The organism is Bradyrhizobium sp. Ai1a-2 (assembly GCF_000426245.1).
In the GTDB taxonomy this organism is placed as follows: Bacteria; Pseudomonadota; Alphaproteobacteria; order Rhizobiales; family Xanthobacteraceae; genus Bradyrhizobium.
In genome coordinates this window covers 1-14,100 of the sequence record NZ_AUEZ01000046.1, presented here as the reverse complement: position 1 = coordinate 14,100, position 14,100 = coordinate 1, and the positions used below count along the sequence as shown (strand labels likewise).

Sequence of the window (14,100 nt, the reverse complement as noted above, 5' to 3'; positions counted from 1 at the left end):
TGGTTCCCTGTTGTTCTTGGCGGCAAGACGTGCGGAAGCTGGCGCGTTATGCGCTCGCGCCGGATTGAAGCGTGACGCCGGCTTGCGGGATGCCGTGCAGCCACTCGGTGAAGACCTGCTCAGCTTGCGCGGCGACGGTCTTCGAAAGCTTCAGCGTTGTGGCCCTGAGGTCAGGGATCGATATCTTCGCCGCCGACAATTCGACCGCGTGGCCGACATACCATTCTTCCAACTGGCGCGGGTCCGCCTCGAGATGGAATTGGAGCGCGAGAGCGTTCTGCCGGTAGGCGAAGGCCTGGTTCTCGTAATTGGCGTTCGAGGCGAGCCTTGAGGCTTGCTGCGGAAGGTCGAAGGTGTCGCCGTGCCAGTGCAGCACGGTCGGATCTTTCCCGAGGCGGCGCAGGCAGGACGACACGCCCTCAGGCGTAAGGTCGATGGTCCCCCAGCCGATCTCCTTGGCGGGGCCGGCGAACATCCGGCTGCCGAGCGCGCGTGCCATCAGCTGGGCGCCGAGGCAGATCCCGAGCGTCGGCAGATCGCGCTGCAGCCGGTGCTCGAGCAGCGCAAGTTCGGCGTTCAGGAACGGGTAGTTGTCGGCCTCGTAGACTCCGATCGGCCCGCCCAGCACGATCAGGAGCTCGGCGTTCCTGATCGATCGATCCGAGAGGTCGTCGACCGGTGCATCACAGAACGACACGCTCCAGCCTTCGCGCTCCATGATCGGGGCAAGGAGCCCCAAATCCTCGAAAGCCACATGGCGTATGGCGATGGCGGAACGACGCTGTCGAAACATCCGGGAATCCGAGTACGCGTTATGTAATCACAAATATAACGTATCCGGGCCGGAGGAGTCCAGCGAACGGGAGGTATGCCTCAGCGATCGCTGTGCATCCGCTCCAGGAAATCCTTCACGCCGCTGACCTTGCCGGTTTCGGAGGCAACGTAGCCGGGAAGGGCGTCGATCGCTTCATGGAAGTTGCGGCTCTTCATGATCTCAAGCACGCGCTGCATCGGCTCTGTTTCAAGGAACGCCTTCTTGCAGACGAAGAAATAGTCTTCCGTAAGCAGCCGGATGAAATCGAGGCCGAATTGACGGGCGGCCGCTTCCACGCCGAAGCTCGCATCCGCCATGCCGCTGGCGACATAGGCGGCAACGGCGGCATGGGTGAACTCCATCTGCTGCGCGCCGTTGATCCGGCTTTCAGGAATCCGGTGCAGCGCCAGGAGCTGATCGAAGAGCTGCCTGGTGCCTGAATCGTGATCGCGATTGACGAAGCGCGCCTTGCGATCGACCAGATCCTTCAGTGAGTTGAGCTTGAGCGGATTGCCGCGCTTGACCATGAGGCCCATTTCGCGCGTGACGAAATTGATCACGCGGTCCTCGCGCGGATCGAGCCATTCGCGGCACGCCTTGATGCCTTGCGCGCGCAATTCGCCGTGCGGCAGGTGCACGCCGGAGAGGTCGCAGGCGCCCTGCGCCAGCGAGACCAGCGAGTTCTGGTTGCTGACATAGCGGAGGTCGACACCCATGCCGGGCTCGCGGTCGAGGAATTCACGCAGCTTGGAGACGGCAAAGCCGTGGCTGGCATGAACGCGGATCACCGAGGGACGCTGGTGCAGGAACGGCTTGATCTCCGTGGCCAGTTCCTGCGCGAGGTTTTCGAGTTGCGGGCCGAGGCGAGCCTGCATGCGCTCGCCGGCCCAGACCAGCTTCTCGCCGAACGGCGTCAGCTTCGAGCCCTTGCCGCGCTGGGTCTCCACCAGCGGCACGCCGAAGAACTCCGACCATTGGTCGATCAGGTTCCAGACGTGGCGATAGGAGAGATGCGCGTCATTGGCCGCACTGGAGATTTTCCCGGTCTTGCGGATCTCGTTGAGGATGCCGAGCAGCACCACCGCCGTCTGCGGGCTGCCTTCGCGGTGAAATCGCCAGATGGTCTCGATTTCGATGTGCAGCATCGGCGTATCCTCTTATGAAATTGAATTCATATTATCGTTAGTCATCGGCAGAAGATATCATATTTACTGCACGGCATATCCTCTTAGCTTTGGTATACCAGACAGGAGGAAATATGATGTCGATTGCATATGACTATGCGCGGGAGGCTCCCGGCCGTTCCGCGCTCAGGGACGAGTTGCTGCTGATCGATGGCGCCCGCGTCCCGGCCGTCTCCGGGCGCACATTCAAGTCTCTCAACCCCGCGACCGAGGAAGTGATCGCGACGATCTCGGAAGGCGGAGCGGCGGATGTCGACCGCGCCGTTGCCGCCGCGCGCCGCGCTTTCGAGGGACCGTGGCGCACCATGCGCGCCGCCGAGCGTGGCCACATCCTCTTGAAATGGGCCGAGCTCTTGAAACAGCATGCCGAGGAGATCGTCGAGCTCGAAAGCCTCGATGCCGGCAAGCCGATCGCGGCCGTGCTGCGGCAGGATTTTCCGGCGGCGATCGACACGCTGACCTATTACGCCGGCTGGGCCGACAAGATCGGCGGCGACGTCGTGAACACCCGCGACGATGCGCTGACCTACACCGTCCGCGAGCCGGTCGGCGTGGTGGCGGCGATCGTGCCCTGGAATTTTCCGCTGATGGTCGGCATGTGGAAGCTCGCGCCGGCGCTGGCGTGCGGCTGCACCGTCGTCATGAAGCCGGCCGAGCTGACCTCGCTGTCGGCGCTTCGGATCGGCGAGCTCGCGCTTGAAGCCGGCCTGCCGCGCGGCGTGCTCAACATCGTCACCGGACCGGGCCGTATCGCCGGCGAGGCGCTGGTCAATCACCCTGATGTCGACAAGGTCACGTTCACGGGCTCGCCCGGTGTCGGGCGCGGAATCATGCGCGGCGCGGCCGGCAATTTCAAACGGGTATCGCTGGAGCTCGGCGGCAAGTCGGCCAATGTGATTTTCGACGACGCGAACCTCGATGCTGCATCGAAAGCGGCCGCCGCGGGCATCTTCTTCAACGCCGGACAGGTCTGCTCGGCCGGTTCGCGCGTGCTGGTGCAGGAGAGCGTCTATGACGAGGTGGTGGAGCGCTTGGCCGCACGTGCGAGCGCACTGCGCATCGGCGATCCCCAGGACCGCGCCACGACGCTCGGACCGGTGATTTCCGACAAGCAGATGAAGACCATTCTCGACTATGTCGACATCGGCAAGCAGGAAGGCGCGCTGCTCGTGACCGGCGGCGAGCATGTCGGCGATCGCGGCTATTTCATCAGCCCCGCCGTGTTCGCCAATGTGAAGCACGAGATGCGGATCTCGCAGGAGGAGATCTTTGGTCCCGTCGTCAGCGTCATCAAGTTCAAGGATGAGGCGGATGCGCTGAGGATCGCCAACGGCACGGCCTACAGCCTCGCCGCCGGCGTCTGGAGCAGCGACATCGGCCGCGTGCAGCGCTTCGCCAAGCGTGCGCGGGCCGGCACGGTGTGGATCAACACCTATGGCTACACCGACGTGCGGCTGCCCTGGGGCGGCGAGCGCGATTCCGGCCTCGGCCGCGAGCACGGCACCGCCGCGATCGACAATTTCACCGAGCCCAAGGCGGTCTGGATGAACCTCAACGTCTGATGGCGTGAGAGGTTGGTGATCGCGGCGGAAGGTCCTCCGCTTCCGCCGCGACATCGCCGTCGGTTTCGTCTAAGGTCCGCGCTCCGCGGCACCTGGACGAACGAGGCGATCATGCGCACCAAAAAATTTGGCCACCATGGCCCCAATGTCTCCGTGATCGGGCAGGGCACCTGGTATCTCGACCGCGGCGACCGCAAGGCGGCGGTGGCGGCGCTGCGCCGTGGCATCGAGCTCGGCATGACCCACATCGACACTGCAGAGATGTATGGCGACGCCGAACTCGTGATCGCTGATGCGATACAAGGCCGGCGTGACGAATTGTTCCTGGTTTCAAAGGTGCTGCCCAGCAACGCCTCGCGCCGCGGCACCATCGCCGCCTGCGAGCGCTCGCTGAAGCGGCTGAAGACCGACCGGCTCGACTGCTATCTGCTGCACTGGCGCGGGTCCTATCCGCTGCAAGACACCGTTGCGGCGTTCGAGGAACTGGTCGCCTCCGGGAAAATACGGTCCTGGGGCGTCAGCAATTTCGACGCCGATGATCTCGGCGAGATCCTGGAAGTCTCGAGCAAGGGCAGGATCGCCTGCAACCAGGTGCTCTATCACCTGCAGGAGCGCGCGATCGAGCATGCGGTGATCCCCTGGTGCGAGAAGCATGGCGTCGCGGTCGTCGCCTACTCGCCGTTCGGCCATAATGATTTTCCCTCGCCGCGGAGCAAGGGCGGCGAGGTGTTGCAGAAGATCGCCGAGGCGCACAACGCCACGCCACGCCAGGTCGCGCTGGCCTTCCTCACGCGTGCGGCTTCCGTGTTCGCGATTCCCAAAGCGTCGAGTGACGCGCACGCCGCCGACAACGCCGCAGCCGGCGACCTCGTGCTCAGTGCCGGCGAGATCGAGGCTCTGGATAGGGCTTTTCCGCGCGGCCCGAAGCCGCGAAGCCTGCCAATGCTGTAGAGCATGATCCCGGAAAAGTGGGCACCGGTTTTCTGAAGCGGATCATGCTTAAAAAACAAAGTCACGGACACGATTCTTAACAAAGTGTTGCACCTGCGACGGCGAGTGGCGGTGGCGTGCTGCCGCGCACATTCGCGCATATCGGAGTCCTGTTTTCAGCCCTTGTGGTTGTGCTTCAATTGGAGTTCTCTGACACCTCGCCAGATTTGCTGGATTTTGCCTCCGAGATTGCCGTGACACCGCCCCCCGCCGCAGCCGCCAGGCTGGACAGCGCTCCGTTGCCATTGCCTGCAAAGAAATCTTCGTCTGCAACGAAATCCGCCTTCCGTAAAGCGCCCGCTCGTGCCGACCGGCCGTTCAAGGGGATCGCGCTGATCCTGCTGTCGACGATTTTCCTCGGCACGTCCGACGTCACCTCGAAATATCTGTCGGCGACGCTGCCATCGATCGAGATCACCTGGATCCGCTTCTTCGTATTCGCGATGATCATGTCGCCGGCGATGCTGCCGGGCTCGCCGCTCTTTGCGCTGCGGACCGGTCGCGTCGGGCTGCAATTCCTCCGTGGCGCAGCGCTGCTCGGTTCGTCGTTGTTCTTCATCTCGGGCCTGCGCTTCCTCCCGATCGCGGAAGCCTCCGCCACCGGCTTCGTGTCGCCGCTGTTCGTCACGGCGCTGTCGATCGTTTTCCTCGGCGAGAAAGTCGGCCTGCGGCGCTGGATCGCGACCGCGCTCGGTCTCATCGGCGTCCTCATCATCCTGCGGCCCGGCACCAGCGCGTTCCACGTCGCCGCGTTCTTCCCGCTGCTGTCGGCCTTCTGCTGGGCGTCGACCTTGATCATGACGCGCATGATCAGCGGCCGCGATGCCGCCATCACCACGATGACCTATTCCGCGATCACAGGCTTCGCCATCATGACCGTCATGGTGCCGTTCGCCTGGGTCACGCCGACCTGGCACGACATTCTTCTCGGCATCCTGGTCGGCGTGGCCTCGACTGCCGGCCAGTGGATCGTGGTGCTGGCCTTCCGCTATGCGGACGCCTCGGTGCTGGCGCCGTTCTCCTACACGCAATTGCTGTGGGTCAGTCTGCTCGGCTTCTTCATCTTCGGCGAGGTGCCCGGCGTCTGGACCATCACCGGCGCCGCCTTCATCGTTGCCTCCGGCCTTTACACTGCCCACCGTGAGCGAATCCGTCGCTCGCAACTCTTGACCGTGCCCGGCGAGCCTTCGCCGAACGCCTGACTTCGTGCGCGGAGTGAGACGTATCGCTGCGCAATCGTTGCGACAGCGCCACAGTGGCGCCGCGAAAGCTGAGCGATCAACCGCCTTCCGCCGGAATCTTGCCACCCGTCGCGAAACCGCATGCTACCTGAGTTCCAGGGAAGCGCCGTAAGGCGCGGGGGAATGAGGGGGCGTGGCGTGTGGTTTCGGTTGCCTGCTGGTCTCGGCGCGCGCACGGCCGCCGCGGTGGCGATTCTGGCGAGCCTGTGTCTGTCCACCGTAGCGGCGAATGCGCAATGCGTGCTCGATCCGGCAACGAGCGGCCAGACCGTCAGCTGCGACGGCCTCGTCCCCGGCGGCTTTGAGGCCGGCGCAGGGGTCAACAACCTCACCGTCAATGTGCAGTCAGGAGCGACCGTTGGCGACAACGGCACGGCGGCGATCGGCCTCAACGATTCCAACACCGTCGCCAACAACGGCACGCTGAACGCGGATGCGTTCCTGACCGGCCTGAACGTCGGCAATTCGAACACCGTTATCAACAACGACATTATCTCGGTCGGCGAAAGCGCGATCGGCATCGGCGCCGTCAACAACAACAGCATCGCCAACAACGGGACCATCTCCGCCGGCTCGGACGGATTCGCTATCTCGGTCGGCGACGGCAACGTCGTGACCAACAGCGGCACGCTGTCCGGCGGAAACGGAGCCACCGGCATCTTCGCGGGCCAGAACAACACGATCACCAATACCGTTGCCGGCTCCATCACGGTCGGCAACACCGGCAACGGCATCTTCGTCGCGGGCAACAGCACCGTGACCAACGCCGGCACGATCACGACAGGCTTCAGCTTTTCGCCCGCGGCCGGCATCTTCGCGATCAACGACAACAACACGATCACCAACACCGCAGGCGCCAGCATCGCCGTTGGCCAGGGAGCCGCGGGCATTTCCGTGCAGGGCAACAACGCGCTGGTCAGCAACGCCGGCTCGATCACGACCGGCGATGTGGGCATGGCTATCGGCGTAGCCGGCGACAACGCGAAGATCACCAACAGCGGCACGATCAACGTCGGCATGTTGGGTGCTGGCATCGCCTTGTTCCCCCTCTCCCTCGGCGCGTCCGGCGCGATCACCAACACAGGCAGCATTGTCGGCGGCGACGACACCAAAGGGATCTTCGCGGTCGGCGATTCCCTCACCATCGTCAATGCGGGCACAATCACAGTCGGAAACAGCACGTTTGCCGCCGCCGGCATCGACGTGTCGACTTTCGGACCTGCCGGAGCCAACCAGGTCATCAACACCGGGACTATCAATGTCGGCAGCGACGCCGTCGGCATCGCGGTTGGCGGCGGCGGCTCCGTCTTCAACTCAGGCACCATCAACGCCGCGAACGGTTTCGCGGCGATCGAATTCTGCGGCTGCAGCCCCGGCACCCCCAATGTGCTGACGCTCGGTCCGGGCAGCGTCATCCACGGCCTGGTGCTCGCCAACGGCGGCGACACGTTCCAGCTCGGTGGCACCGGCACAGGCAGGTTCGACCTCAGCCTGATCGGGCCGGGCAATCAGTATGATGGCTTCTCGACATTCAACAAGATCGACAGCTCGAAATGGACCGTGACCGGCACCGGCGCGCAGGACTGGAACGTGCTCGGCGGCACGCTCGCGGTCGATGGCGTCATCAACGGCAGCGTGGCTGTCAGTGCGGGCGGCGTGCTCTCGGGCATCGGCACGGTCGGCAACACCACGATCGCAAGCGGCGGCGCATTCATGCCGGGCAATGCGGTGCCGGGCGCTTCCACCACCATCGCCGGCAATCTCGCGTTCCAGTCCGGCGCGCTCTATCTGGTGCAGGTCAGCTCCACCACGTCCTCCTTCGCCCATGTGACCGGCAGCGCAACGCTCGCCGGCGCCGTCGGCGCCGCCCTTGCGCCCGGCAGCTCGGTTTCGAAGCGGCCCTATACGATCCTGACCGCAGATGGCGGCCTTGGCGGGACGACATTCAGCGGCCTCAGCATGGCCGGCTTGCCCGGCGGGCTGACGGCGGCGCTGAGCTATGATGCGACCAATGTCTATCTGACGTTCGGCCTCGACTTCGGCGCCAAATCCAATCTCAACATCAACCAGCAGAACGTCGCCAACGCGCTGACCAATCTCTTCAATGCCAATGGCAGCATTCCCCTGTCATTCGCATCGCTGACGCCGGCCGGCTTGACACAAGCCTCCGGCGAGGTGGCGACGGGATCGCAGCAGGCGACCTTCAACGCGATGAACCTGTTCCTGGGATTGCTGACTGATCCATTCGTTGCGGGCCGCAATAGCGGCTTTGGCGACAGCGCGGCCGCCGTGCCTTTCGCCGACATGGACGGCGCTGACGCCTACGCCTCAACGCGCACGGCGCGCAGCAAGCGCGAACGCGATGCCTATGCCGCCGTCTATCGCAAGGCGCCCGCTGCGCCACCGAACCTCGATCAGCGCTGGAGCGTGTGGGCCGCAGGCTTCGGCGGTTCGCAGACGACGGACGGCAACGCCGTGCTCGGCTCCAATAACGCGAGCAGCAGCGTCTATGGCACCGCGGTCGGTTTCGACTATCGCGTCTCGCCGTCGCTGCTTGCGGGCTTTGCACTTGCCGGTGGCGGCACAAATTTCAGCGTCAACGGCCTCGGCTGGGGCCGCTCCGATCTGTTCCAGGCCGGCGCGTTCGCGCGCTATACCGCAGGCCCGGCCTATCTCTCGGCGGCGCTGGCCTATGGCTGGCAGGACGTCACCACGGACCGCTTCGTCACCGTCGCAGGCGTCGATCATCTCCGCGCCGAGTTCAACGCCAACACCTATTCCGGCCGGCTCGAGACTGGTTATCGCTACGCCACGCCGTGGCTGGGCCTCACGCCCTACGCCGCGGCGCAGGTGACGACATTTGATCTGCCGAACTACGCTGAAGCCGTGGTGTCCGGCGCCAACACCTTCGCGCTGAACTACACCGCCAAGAGCGTCAGCGACATGCGCACCGAGCTCGGCCTGCGCGCGGACAAATCCTTCGCCGTGGAGGACGGAGTGGTGACGCTGCGCGGCCGCACCGCCTGGGCGCATGATTTCAATCCGGACCGCGCCGCGAGCGCCGTGTTCCAGACGCTGCCGGGTGCAGCCTTCGTCGTCAACGGCGCGGCGCAGGCGCATGATTCCGCGCTCACCACGGCATCGCTGGAGATGAAGTGGCTGAACGGCTGGTCCGCGGCAGGAACCTTCGAAGGCGAATTCTCCGGCATCAGCCAATCCTATGCCGGCAAGGGCGTGGTGCGGCTTTCCTGGTAGCCAGAAGGGTAGGGTGGGCAAAGCGAAGCGTGCCCACCATCCAGAGCGGAGTGTGGACGGTGGGCACGGCGCTATGCGCCTTTGCTCACCTTACAACGCTTGCTCCGAGCATCGCGGCGAGACGATCATGAACCACTACGCCGGAATCGACGTGTCATCGGAATGCTCGAGCGTGTGTGTCGTTGATGCCAAGGCAAGATCGCGCGGGAAGCCAAAGTGGCGAGCGAGCTGGAAGCGTTGATCGCCTGGTTCCGTTCGACCGGTTTCCATCCGGCCTCTCGGGATAGAGGCCGGATGCGACCCGACTGCTCAGTTGATCTTGTAGTTGAAGCCAACTCGAACGATCTGTCCGTTGTCGGAGAAATGCGAATTGTAGCCGGTTCCTGCGCCACCTGACCCCGGAATGACGGCGACGTTCACCGAGTCGTCGCCGAGATCGAAGTAAAGGTACTCTCCTTTTACGGTAAAGTTGTTGGTGATGGCGTATTCCACGCCGGCGCCAACCACATAGCCGGTCTTGACGTCGCTTGAGTCCCCCGAGAACTGAAGGTTGCCCGTCGCGCCGAGCATATCGACGTGATGTTCGGACTTGCCGTAGGCGAAACCGCCGGTCGCGTAAAACAGGTAGCGTTCATAGGCGTAGCCGACACGACCGCGAACAGTGCCAAGATATTCCAGGCGGGACCTGAAAGTGTTGTTGAGCGGAAGGCCGGTCACCAATTGAGCCGTCGTTACCGAGTTGAAATCCTGAAAGTCCGTATATGAAATGTCGGTTTCGACGCCGGCGACAAACTGTCCGATTTGGTAGTTGTAACCAATCTGTCCACCGCCGATGAAGCCGTCCCGATTGAGCGACACGATGCCTGGCCGTGCGCCACCCGCAATATTAGCGATGTTGGGAACAGCTTGGCCTTCCGTATGCACATCGTCGGCGCCGTCGAACTTATATCCGGCGTTGATGCCGGCATAGAAGCCCGTCCACGTGAAGACCTCGGGATAGGCCGCGAGCGGGGGTGCCTTGTGCACCGGAAGATCCGCGGCGCGAACGCCGCTCGTTAGCGTCGTGGCGACGGCCACGAGCACAACACCATACCTGTTCATCTGAAATCCCCAAGTTTTTGACGTCGGGCAGCCCGCAGATCCCCAATGATGCTGTCGCTGCCACACTTGGGTGTATGGCTCGTGCGTTACACGACGATTTCGTCTCCTTCCAGATGGATTACGTCGGTAACCTCTTCCTTTGCGGAAAGCGTTTTAGTCGGCTAAGCGTGATGACTTTTCTTCGAATCGCCGTCACGCTTTAGCTCTTTGTTTGAGCATGATCTCCGCGCAAACGCTTTGGGTTTGTCGCGAGGGAAAACCGGTGGCCACTTTTCCGGATCATGCTCCAGGGCAACGCCATTACTGCTCTAAAACACCGGCGGAACGTACATCTCCGGTGGAACCGGGCCGCGGTGATAGTCGGGATTGCGGACGCGCGGCGGCAGCACAACCGGGATGTGCTGCACCGACTGATACGGAATCTGGGTCAACAGATGCGAGATGCAGTTCAGCCGGGCGCGTTTCTTGTCCACGGCATCGACGATCCACCAGGGCGAGTCGGGCAGGTGGGTGTGCTCCAGCATCGTCTCCTTGGCCTTGGTGTACTGCTCCCACCGCGACCGCGCCTCGACGTCCATCGGGCTCAGCTTCCACTGCTTCAGCGGATCCTGGATCCGCATCATGAAGCGGAATTGCTGCTCGTCATCGGTGATCGAGAACCAGTATTTGATCAGGATGGTGCCGGAGCGGATCAGCATGCGCTCGAACTCCGGCACCGACTTGAAGAACTCCTGGTATTGCTCTTCGGTGCAGAAGCCCATCACGCGCTCGACGCCGGCGCGGTTGTACCAGCTGCGGTCGAACAGCACGATCTCGCCGCCGGCCGGCAGATGCGCGACATAGCGCTGGAAGTACCACTGGGTCCGCTCCCGCTCGCTGGGCGCCGGCAGGGCCGCGACGCGGCAGATGCGCGGGTTGAGGCGCTGGGTGATGCGCTTGATCACGCCGCCCTTGCCGGCGGAGTCGCGGCCTTCGAACAGGATCACGACCTTCTTCTTCTCGTGCTGCACCCAGTCCTGCAGCTTCACGAGCTCGCCCTGTAGCCGCAACAGCTCGCGGAAATAGAGCTTGCGATCGAGCGCCGGCATGCCGCCGCGCGCGGCGTCGTCGAGGTCGTCCAGCCGCGTGTCGTCGAGTTCGAGCTCGAGTTCCTCATCGAGATTGTCGGCGATTTCCTGGTTGATGCGCTCGCGCAGGGCGGCTTCGTCGATCGGGTTGGATGTGGTCATGGAGTGCTGTCTCTCGGCTGCTCACAGACGGGATGTAGAGTGCCGGAATTGACGCTGCTTCTGTGACATCGGGATGACGAGCGCCTCTACACTGGCGCCGCAGGCGTGCTAAGAAGCGCCGCTGTTGCCCGTCATGCCCCGCGAAGGCGGGGCATCCAGTAAACGCGGACGCTTGTGGCTTGGCTGAGAGGCTGGAGTTTACTGGATCGTCCGCCTGCGCGGACGATGACGGCGGAGTGGAGGCGGCGGCTGGGGAAGCCTCAGCCGTTGTGGCCGGCCAACAACGAAAAGAGATGGGAGATAGTTCGATGATCACGCTGACCGCCAAAGACATCCTGCCGGAGGACGGCACCAACGGCACGCTGGTCGGGCGCGTCTGGTTGCCGCAGCTTGAAGGCCCGGCCGTGGTCGCGATCCGCGGCGAGGGCGTGTTCGATGTGACCGCGCGCTTTCCGACCGTCAGCGCATTGTGCGAGGAGAGCGATCCGGCCGCGGCGCTGCGCGGCGTCAAGGGCGAGCCGCTCGGCGATCTCGACAGCATCGTGGCCAACACCCCGCCGGACCGACGCGATCCGCAAAAGCCGTGGCTGCTCGCGCCGCTCGATCTGCAGGTGCTCAAGGCCGCGGGCGTCACCTTCGCCATCTCGATGCTGGAGCGCGTGATCGAGGAGCGGGCGCGCGGCAATCCGGCTTCCGCCGAGGCCATTCGCAAAGAGGTGGTGCGGCTGGTCGGCGACGACTTCTCCAAGCTCAAGCCTGGGTCGGAGGAGGCGATGCGGCTGAAGCAGGTGCTGATCGAGCAGCAGGCCTGGAGCCAGTATCTGGAGGTCGGCATCGGCCCCGACGCGGAGGTCTTCACCAAGGCGCCGGTGTTATCCTCGGTCGGCACCGGCATGGATGCCGGCCTGCATCCGAAATCGACCTGGAACAATCCGGAGCCGGAGGTCGTGCTCGTGGTCTCGAGCCGCGGCAACATCGTCGGCGCCGCGCTCGGCAACGACGTCAATCTGCGCGACTTCGAAGGACGCTCGGCGCTGCTGCTCTCCAAGGCCAAGGACAACAACGCTTCCTGCGCCGTCGGCCCGCTGCTTCGCCTGTTCGACCGCAGTTTCTCGCTCGACAATGTGCGCAACATGGATGTCGGCCTGACCGTGAAGGGACCGGACGGCTTTATCCTCGAGGGCCATTCGTCGATCAGCAAGATCAGCCGCGATCCCACCGACCTCGTGGCGCAGACCATCGGACCGGTCCATCAATATCCCGACGGCTTTGCGCTTTTCCTCGGCACCATGTTCGCCCCCGTCAAAGACCGCGATGCGCCGGGCCAGGGCTTTACCCACAAGCGCGACGACATCGTCACGATCGCTGCCCCCGAGCTCGGCAAACTCGTCAACCGCATGCGCTCAAGCGACGAATGCGAACCCTGGACGTTTGGCATCTCCGCCTTGATGAAGAGCCTCGCGCAGCGCAGATAATTCGTAGGGTGGGTTAGCGAAGCGTAACCCACCGTTTCTCGAGCCTCAAACTCCGCCGTCATTGCGAGCGAAGCAATCCACGCCTCCATATGTGGCGCTATGGATTGCTTCGCTGCGCTCGCAATGGCGATGTGGATGCAACGGGTGCGACAAATCAACCCGACGGGCAAATCACCCAAAAGTCTGTCCATCCCTCGCGGAAAAAACATTCCGCTTCCGTCGTCGGGCAAATCAGCACTATGACTCCGCGCGTCTCACCCAAGAGAGGGGCGGGTCGCGATCGTCACGAACGTTGCGGTGAGATGCGGTGGACGCAGGTGTTGCGACAGACGAACGCAACATCAGCGGACGGCGAAGTCGTGTGGTCCTGGCGCCCCGACGCTGGCGCTAAGTCCTGGGGGATGGAAACATCCCTAAGGGTGACGGTGGCAAAAGAGCCCGGTCACCGGGGAGAGCACGAAGTAAGCCGTAACACCATCGCGCAGGGAAAGCCGGAATGCTTCGGTTGAACCTGTGGTCCTACCCCCGTGCTTTTTGTTGCACGGGACCCACGGGTGCAACCAGCACCCGGCTTTCCCTGCGCCCTCTGATATCGACGAGGGTGGAACGAGACGCAAAGCTCGGGCAGTTCGTGCCGCGAGAACGCAGACTCGCATCCACACACTCCACCGTCATGCCCCGCGAAGGCGGGGCATCCAGTAACCCGCGGCCCCTGAATTTAAGCTCAGGCGCCTCTGGAATACTGGATCGTCCGCCTTCGCGGACGATGACAGCGGAGAGCTGTTTGAAATTTGAATCAGAGATGGCGACGACGTTGTAGGGTAGGCAGAGCGAAGCGTGCCCACCATCGCGAGCACCGTGTTGGATGGTGGGCACGTCGCTACGCTCCTTTGCCCACCCTCATATGGGGCTTTGTGAGTCAAGGCTCTCAACGAACAAGCATGGGTCGGTTTTTTGCGGTGAGAGGGCGGCGCGCGAAGCCATGCATAGCGCAGCGCGACGACCGGCCCCCGGGCGAGGATTGGCTTCCGAAGATTTCTGCAGCTCACTGCATCACCTCATATCCGGTCGGATGTTTGATCCGTACCCACCTTCCGCATGCTTGCGGCGAGGAAGCCTGAGAGGATGAGACCCATCTACAAAACGGCTTTGTTCAGCCCCTGGGTGGCACGGTCATCATCCATCCTGTACGGGGCGCGCGGCGTAGAGCCGGCGGGCCCTGGTTGCGTGACTGGAGGCTATGCCGTCT

9 protein-coding genes are annotated in these 14,100 nt (G+C 63.5%); 5 read left to right on the top strand and 4 right to left on the bottom strand.

All coding sequences use genetic code 11. The annotated features are described in order from the left end of the window. Positions 1-46 precede the first annotated feature (46 nt). Both K288_RS0126035 and K288_RS0126030 read right to left on the bottom strand, forming a co-directional pair. Complete coding sequence (locus K288_RS0126035) at positions 47-793, bottom strand: glutamine amidotransferase (protein WP_027582208.1); 747 nt, start codon at positions 791-793, stop codon at positions 47-49. Positions 794-873: 80 nt separating this feature from the next. After that, positions 874-1,959 (bottom strand): substrate-binding domain-containing protein, encoded by a 1,086-nt coding sequence (locus tag K288_RS0126030; protein ID WP_027582207.1) that lies wholly within the window; start codon positions 1,957-1,959, stop codon positions 874-876. Between the two features lie 116 nt (positions 1,960-2,075). Here K288_RS0126030 and K288_RS0126025 point away from each other — a divergent pair, with 116 nt between their 5' ends. From K288_RS0126025 to K288_RS0126010, 4 genes are all read left to right on the top strand, one after another. Further along, entirely contained in the window at positions 2,076-3,560 is a 1,485-nt protein-coding gene (locus K288_RS0126025) for an aldehyde dehydrogenase family protein (protein ID WP_027582206.1), read from the top strand. Between the two features lie 111 nt (positions 3,561-3,671). Further along, a complete protein-coding gene (locus tag K288_RS0126020; RefSeq protein ID WP_027582205.1) occupies positions 3,672-4,511 on the top strand; it encodes an aldo/keto reductase in 840 nt (279 codons plus the stop codon). 284 nt (positions 4,512-4,795) lie between these two features. Continuing rightward, on the top strand, positions 4,796-5,752 hold the full coding sequence (locus tag K288_RS0126015; RefSeq protein ID WP_027582204.1) for a DMT family transporter: 957 nt from the start codon (positions 4,796-4,798) through the stop codon (positions 5,750-5,752). A gap of 177 nt (positions 5,753-5,929) precedes the next feature. Continuing rightward, on the top strand, positions 5,930-9,046 hold the full coding sequence (locus tag K288_RS0126010; protein WP_244443257.1) for an autotransporter domain-containing protein: 3,117 nt from the start codon (positions 5,930-5,932) through the stop codon (positions 9,044-9,046). Between the two features lie 309 nt (positions 9,047-9,355). On the opposite strand, the gene K288_RS0126005 is transcribed toward K288_RS0126010, so the two are convergent. After that, a complete protein-coding gene (locus tag K288_RS0126005) occupies positions 9,356-10,147 on the bottom strand; it encodes an outer membrane beta-barrel protein (protein ID WP_043160725.1) in 792 nt (263 codons plus the stop codon). A gap of 308 nt (positions 10,148-10,455) precedes the next feature. After that, a complete protein-coding gene (gene ppk2 / locus K288_RS0125995) occupies positions 10,456-11,376 on the bottom strand; it encodes a polyphosphate kinase 2 (RefSeq protein WP_027582201.1) in 921 nt (306 codons plus the stop codon). 308 nt (positions 11,377-11,684) lie between these two features. On the opposite strand from ppk2, the gene K288_RS0125990 reads away from it, so the two are divergent. After that, positions 11,685-12,851, top strand: coding sequence for a fumarylacetoacetate hydrolase family protein (locus K288_RS0125990; RefSeq protein ID WP_027582200.1), 1,167 nt, complete (start codon positions 11,685-11,687; stop codon positions 12,849-12,851). Positions 12,852-14,100: the final 1,249 nt, after the last annotated feature.

Excerpts from the sequence above, each read along its gene's own strand:
- K288_RS0125990 (WP_027582200.1), top strand. The coding sequence starts at position 11,685 with ATGATCACGCTGACCGCCAAAGACATCCTGCCGGAGGACGGCACCAAC.
- ppk2 (WP_027582201.1), bottom strand. The coding sequence starts at position 11,376 with ATGACCACATCCAACCCGATCGACGAAGCCGCCCTGCGCGAGCGCATC.
- K288_RS0126035 (WP_027582208.1), bottom strand. The coding sequence starts at position 793 with ATGTTTCGACAGCGTCGTTCCGCCATCGCCATACGCCATGTGGCTTTC.
- K288_RS0126005 (WP_043160725.1), bottom strand. The coding sequence starts at position 10,147 with ATGAACAGGTATGGTGTTGTGCTCGTGGCCGTCGCCACGACGCTAACG.
- K288_RS0126020 (WP_027582205.1), top strand. The coding sequence starts at position 3,672 with ATGCGCACCAAAAAATTTGGCCACCATGGCCCCAATGTCTCCGTGATC.
- K288_RS0126025 (WP_027582206.1), top strand. The coding sequence starts at position 2,076 with ATGTCGATTGCATATGACTATGCGCGGGAGGCTCCCGGCCGTTCCGCG.
- K288_RS0126030 (WP_027582207.1), bottom strand. The coding sequence starts at position 1,959 with ATGCTGCACATCGAAATCGAGACCATCTGGCGATTTCACCGCGAAGGC.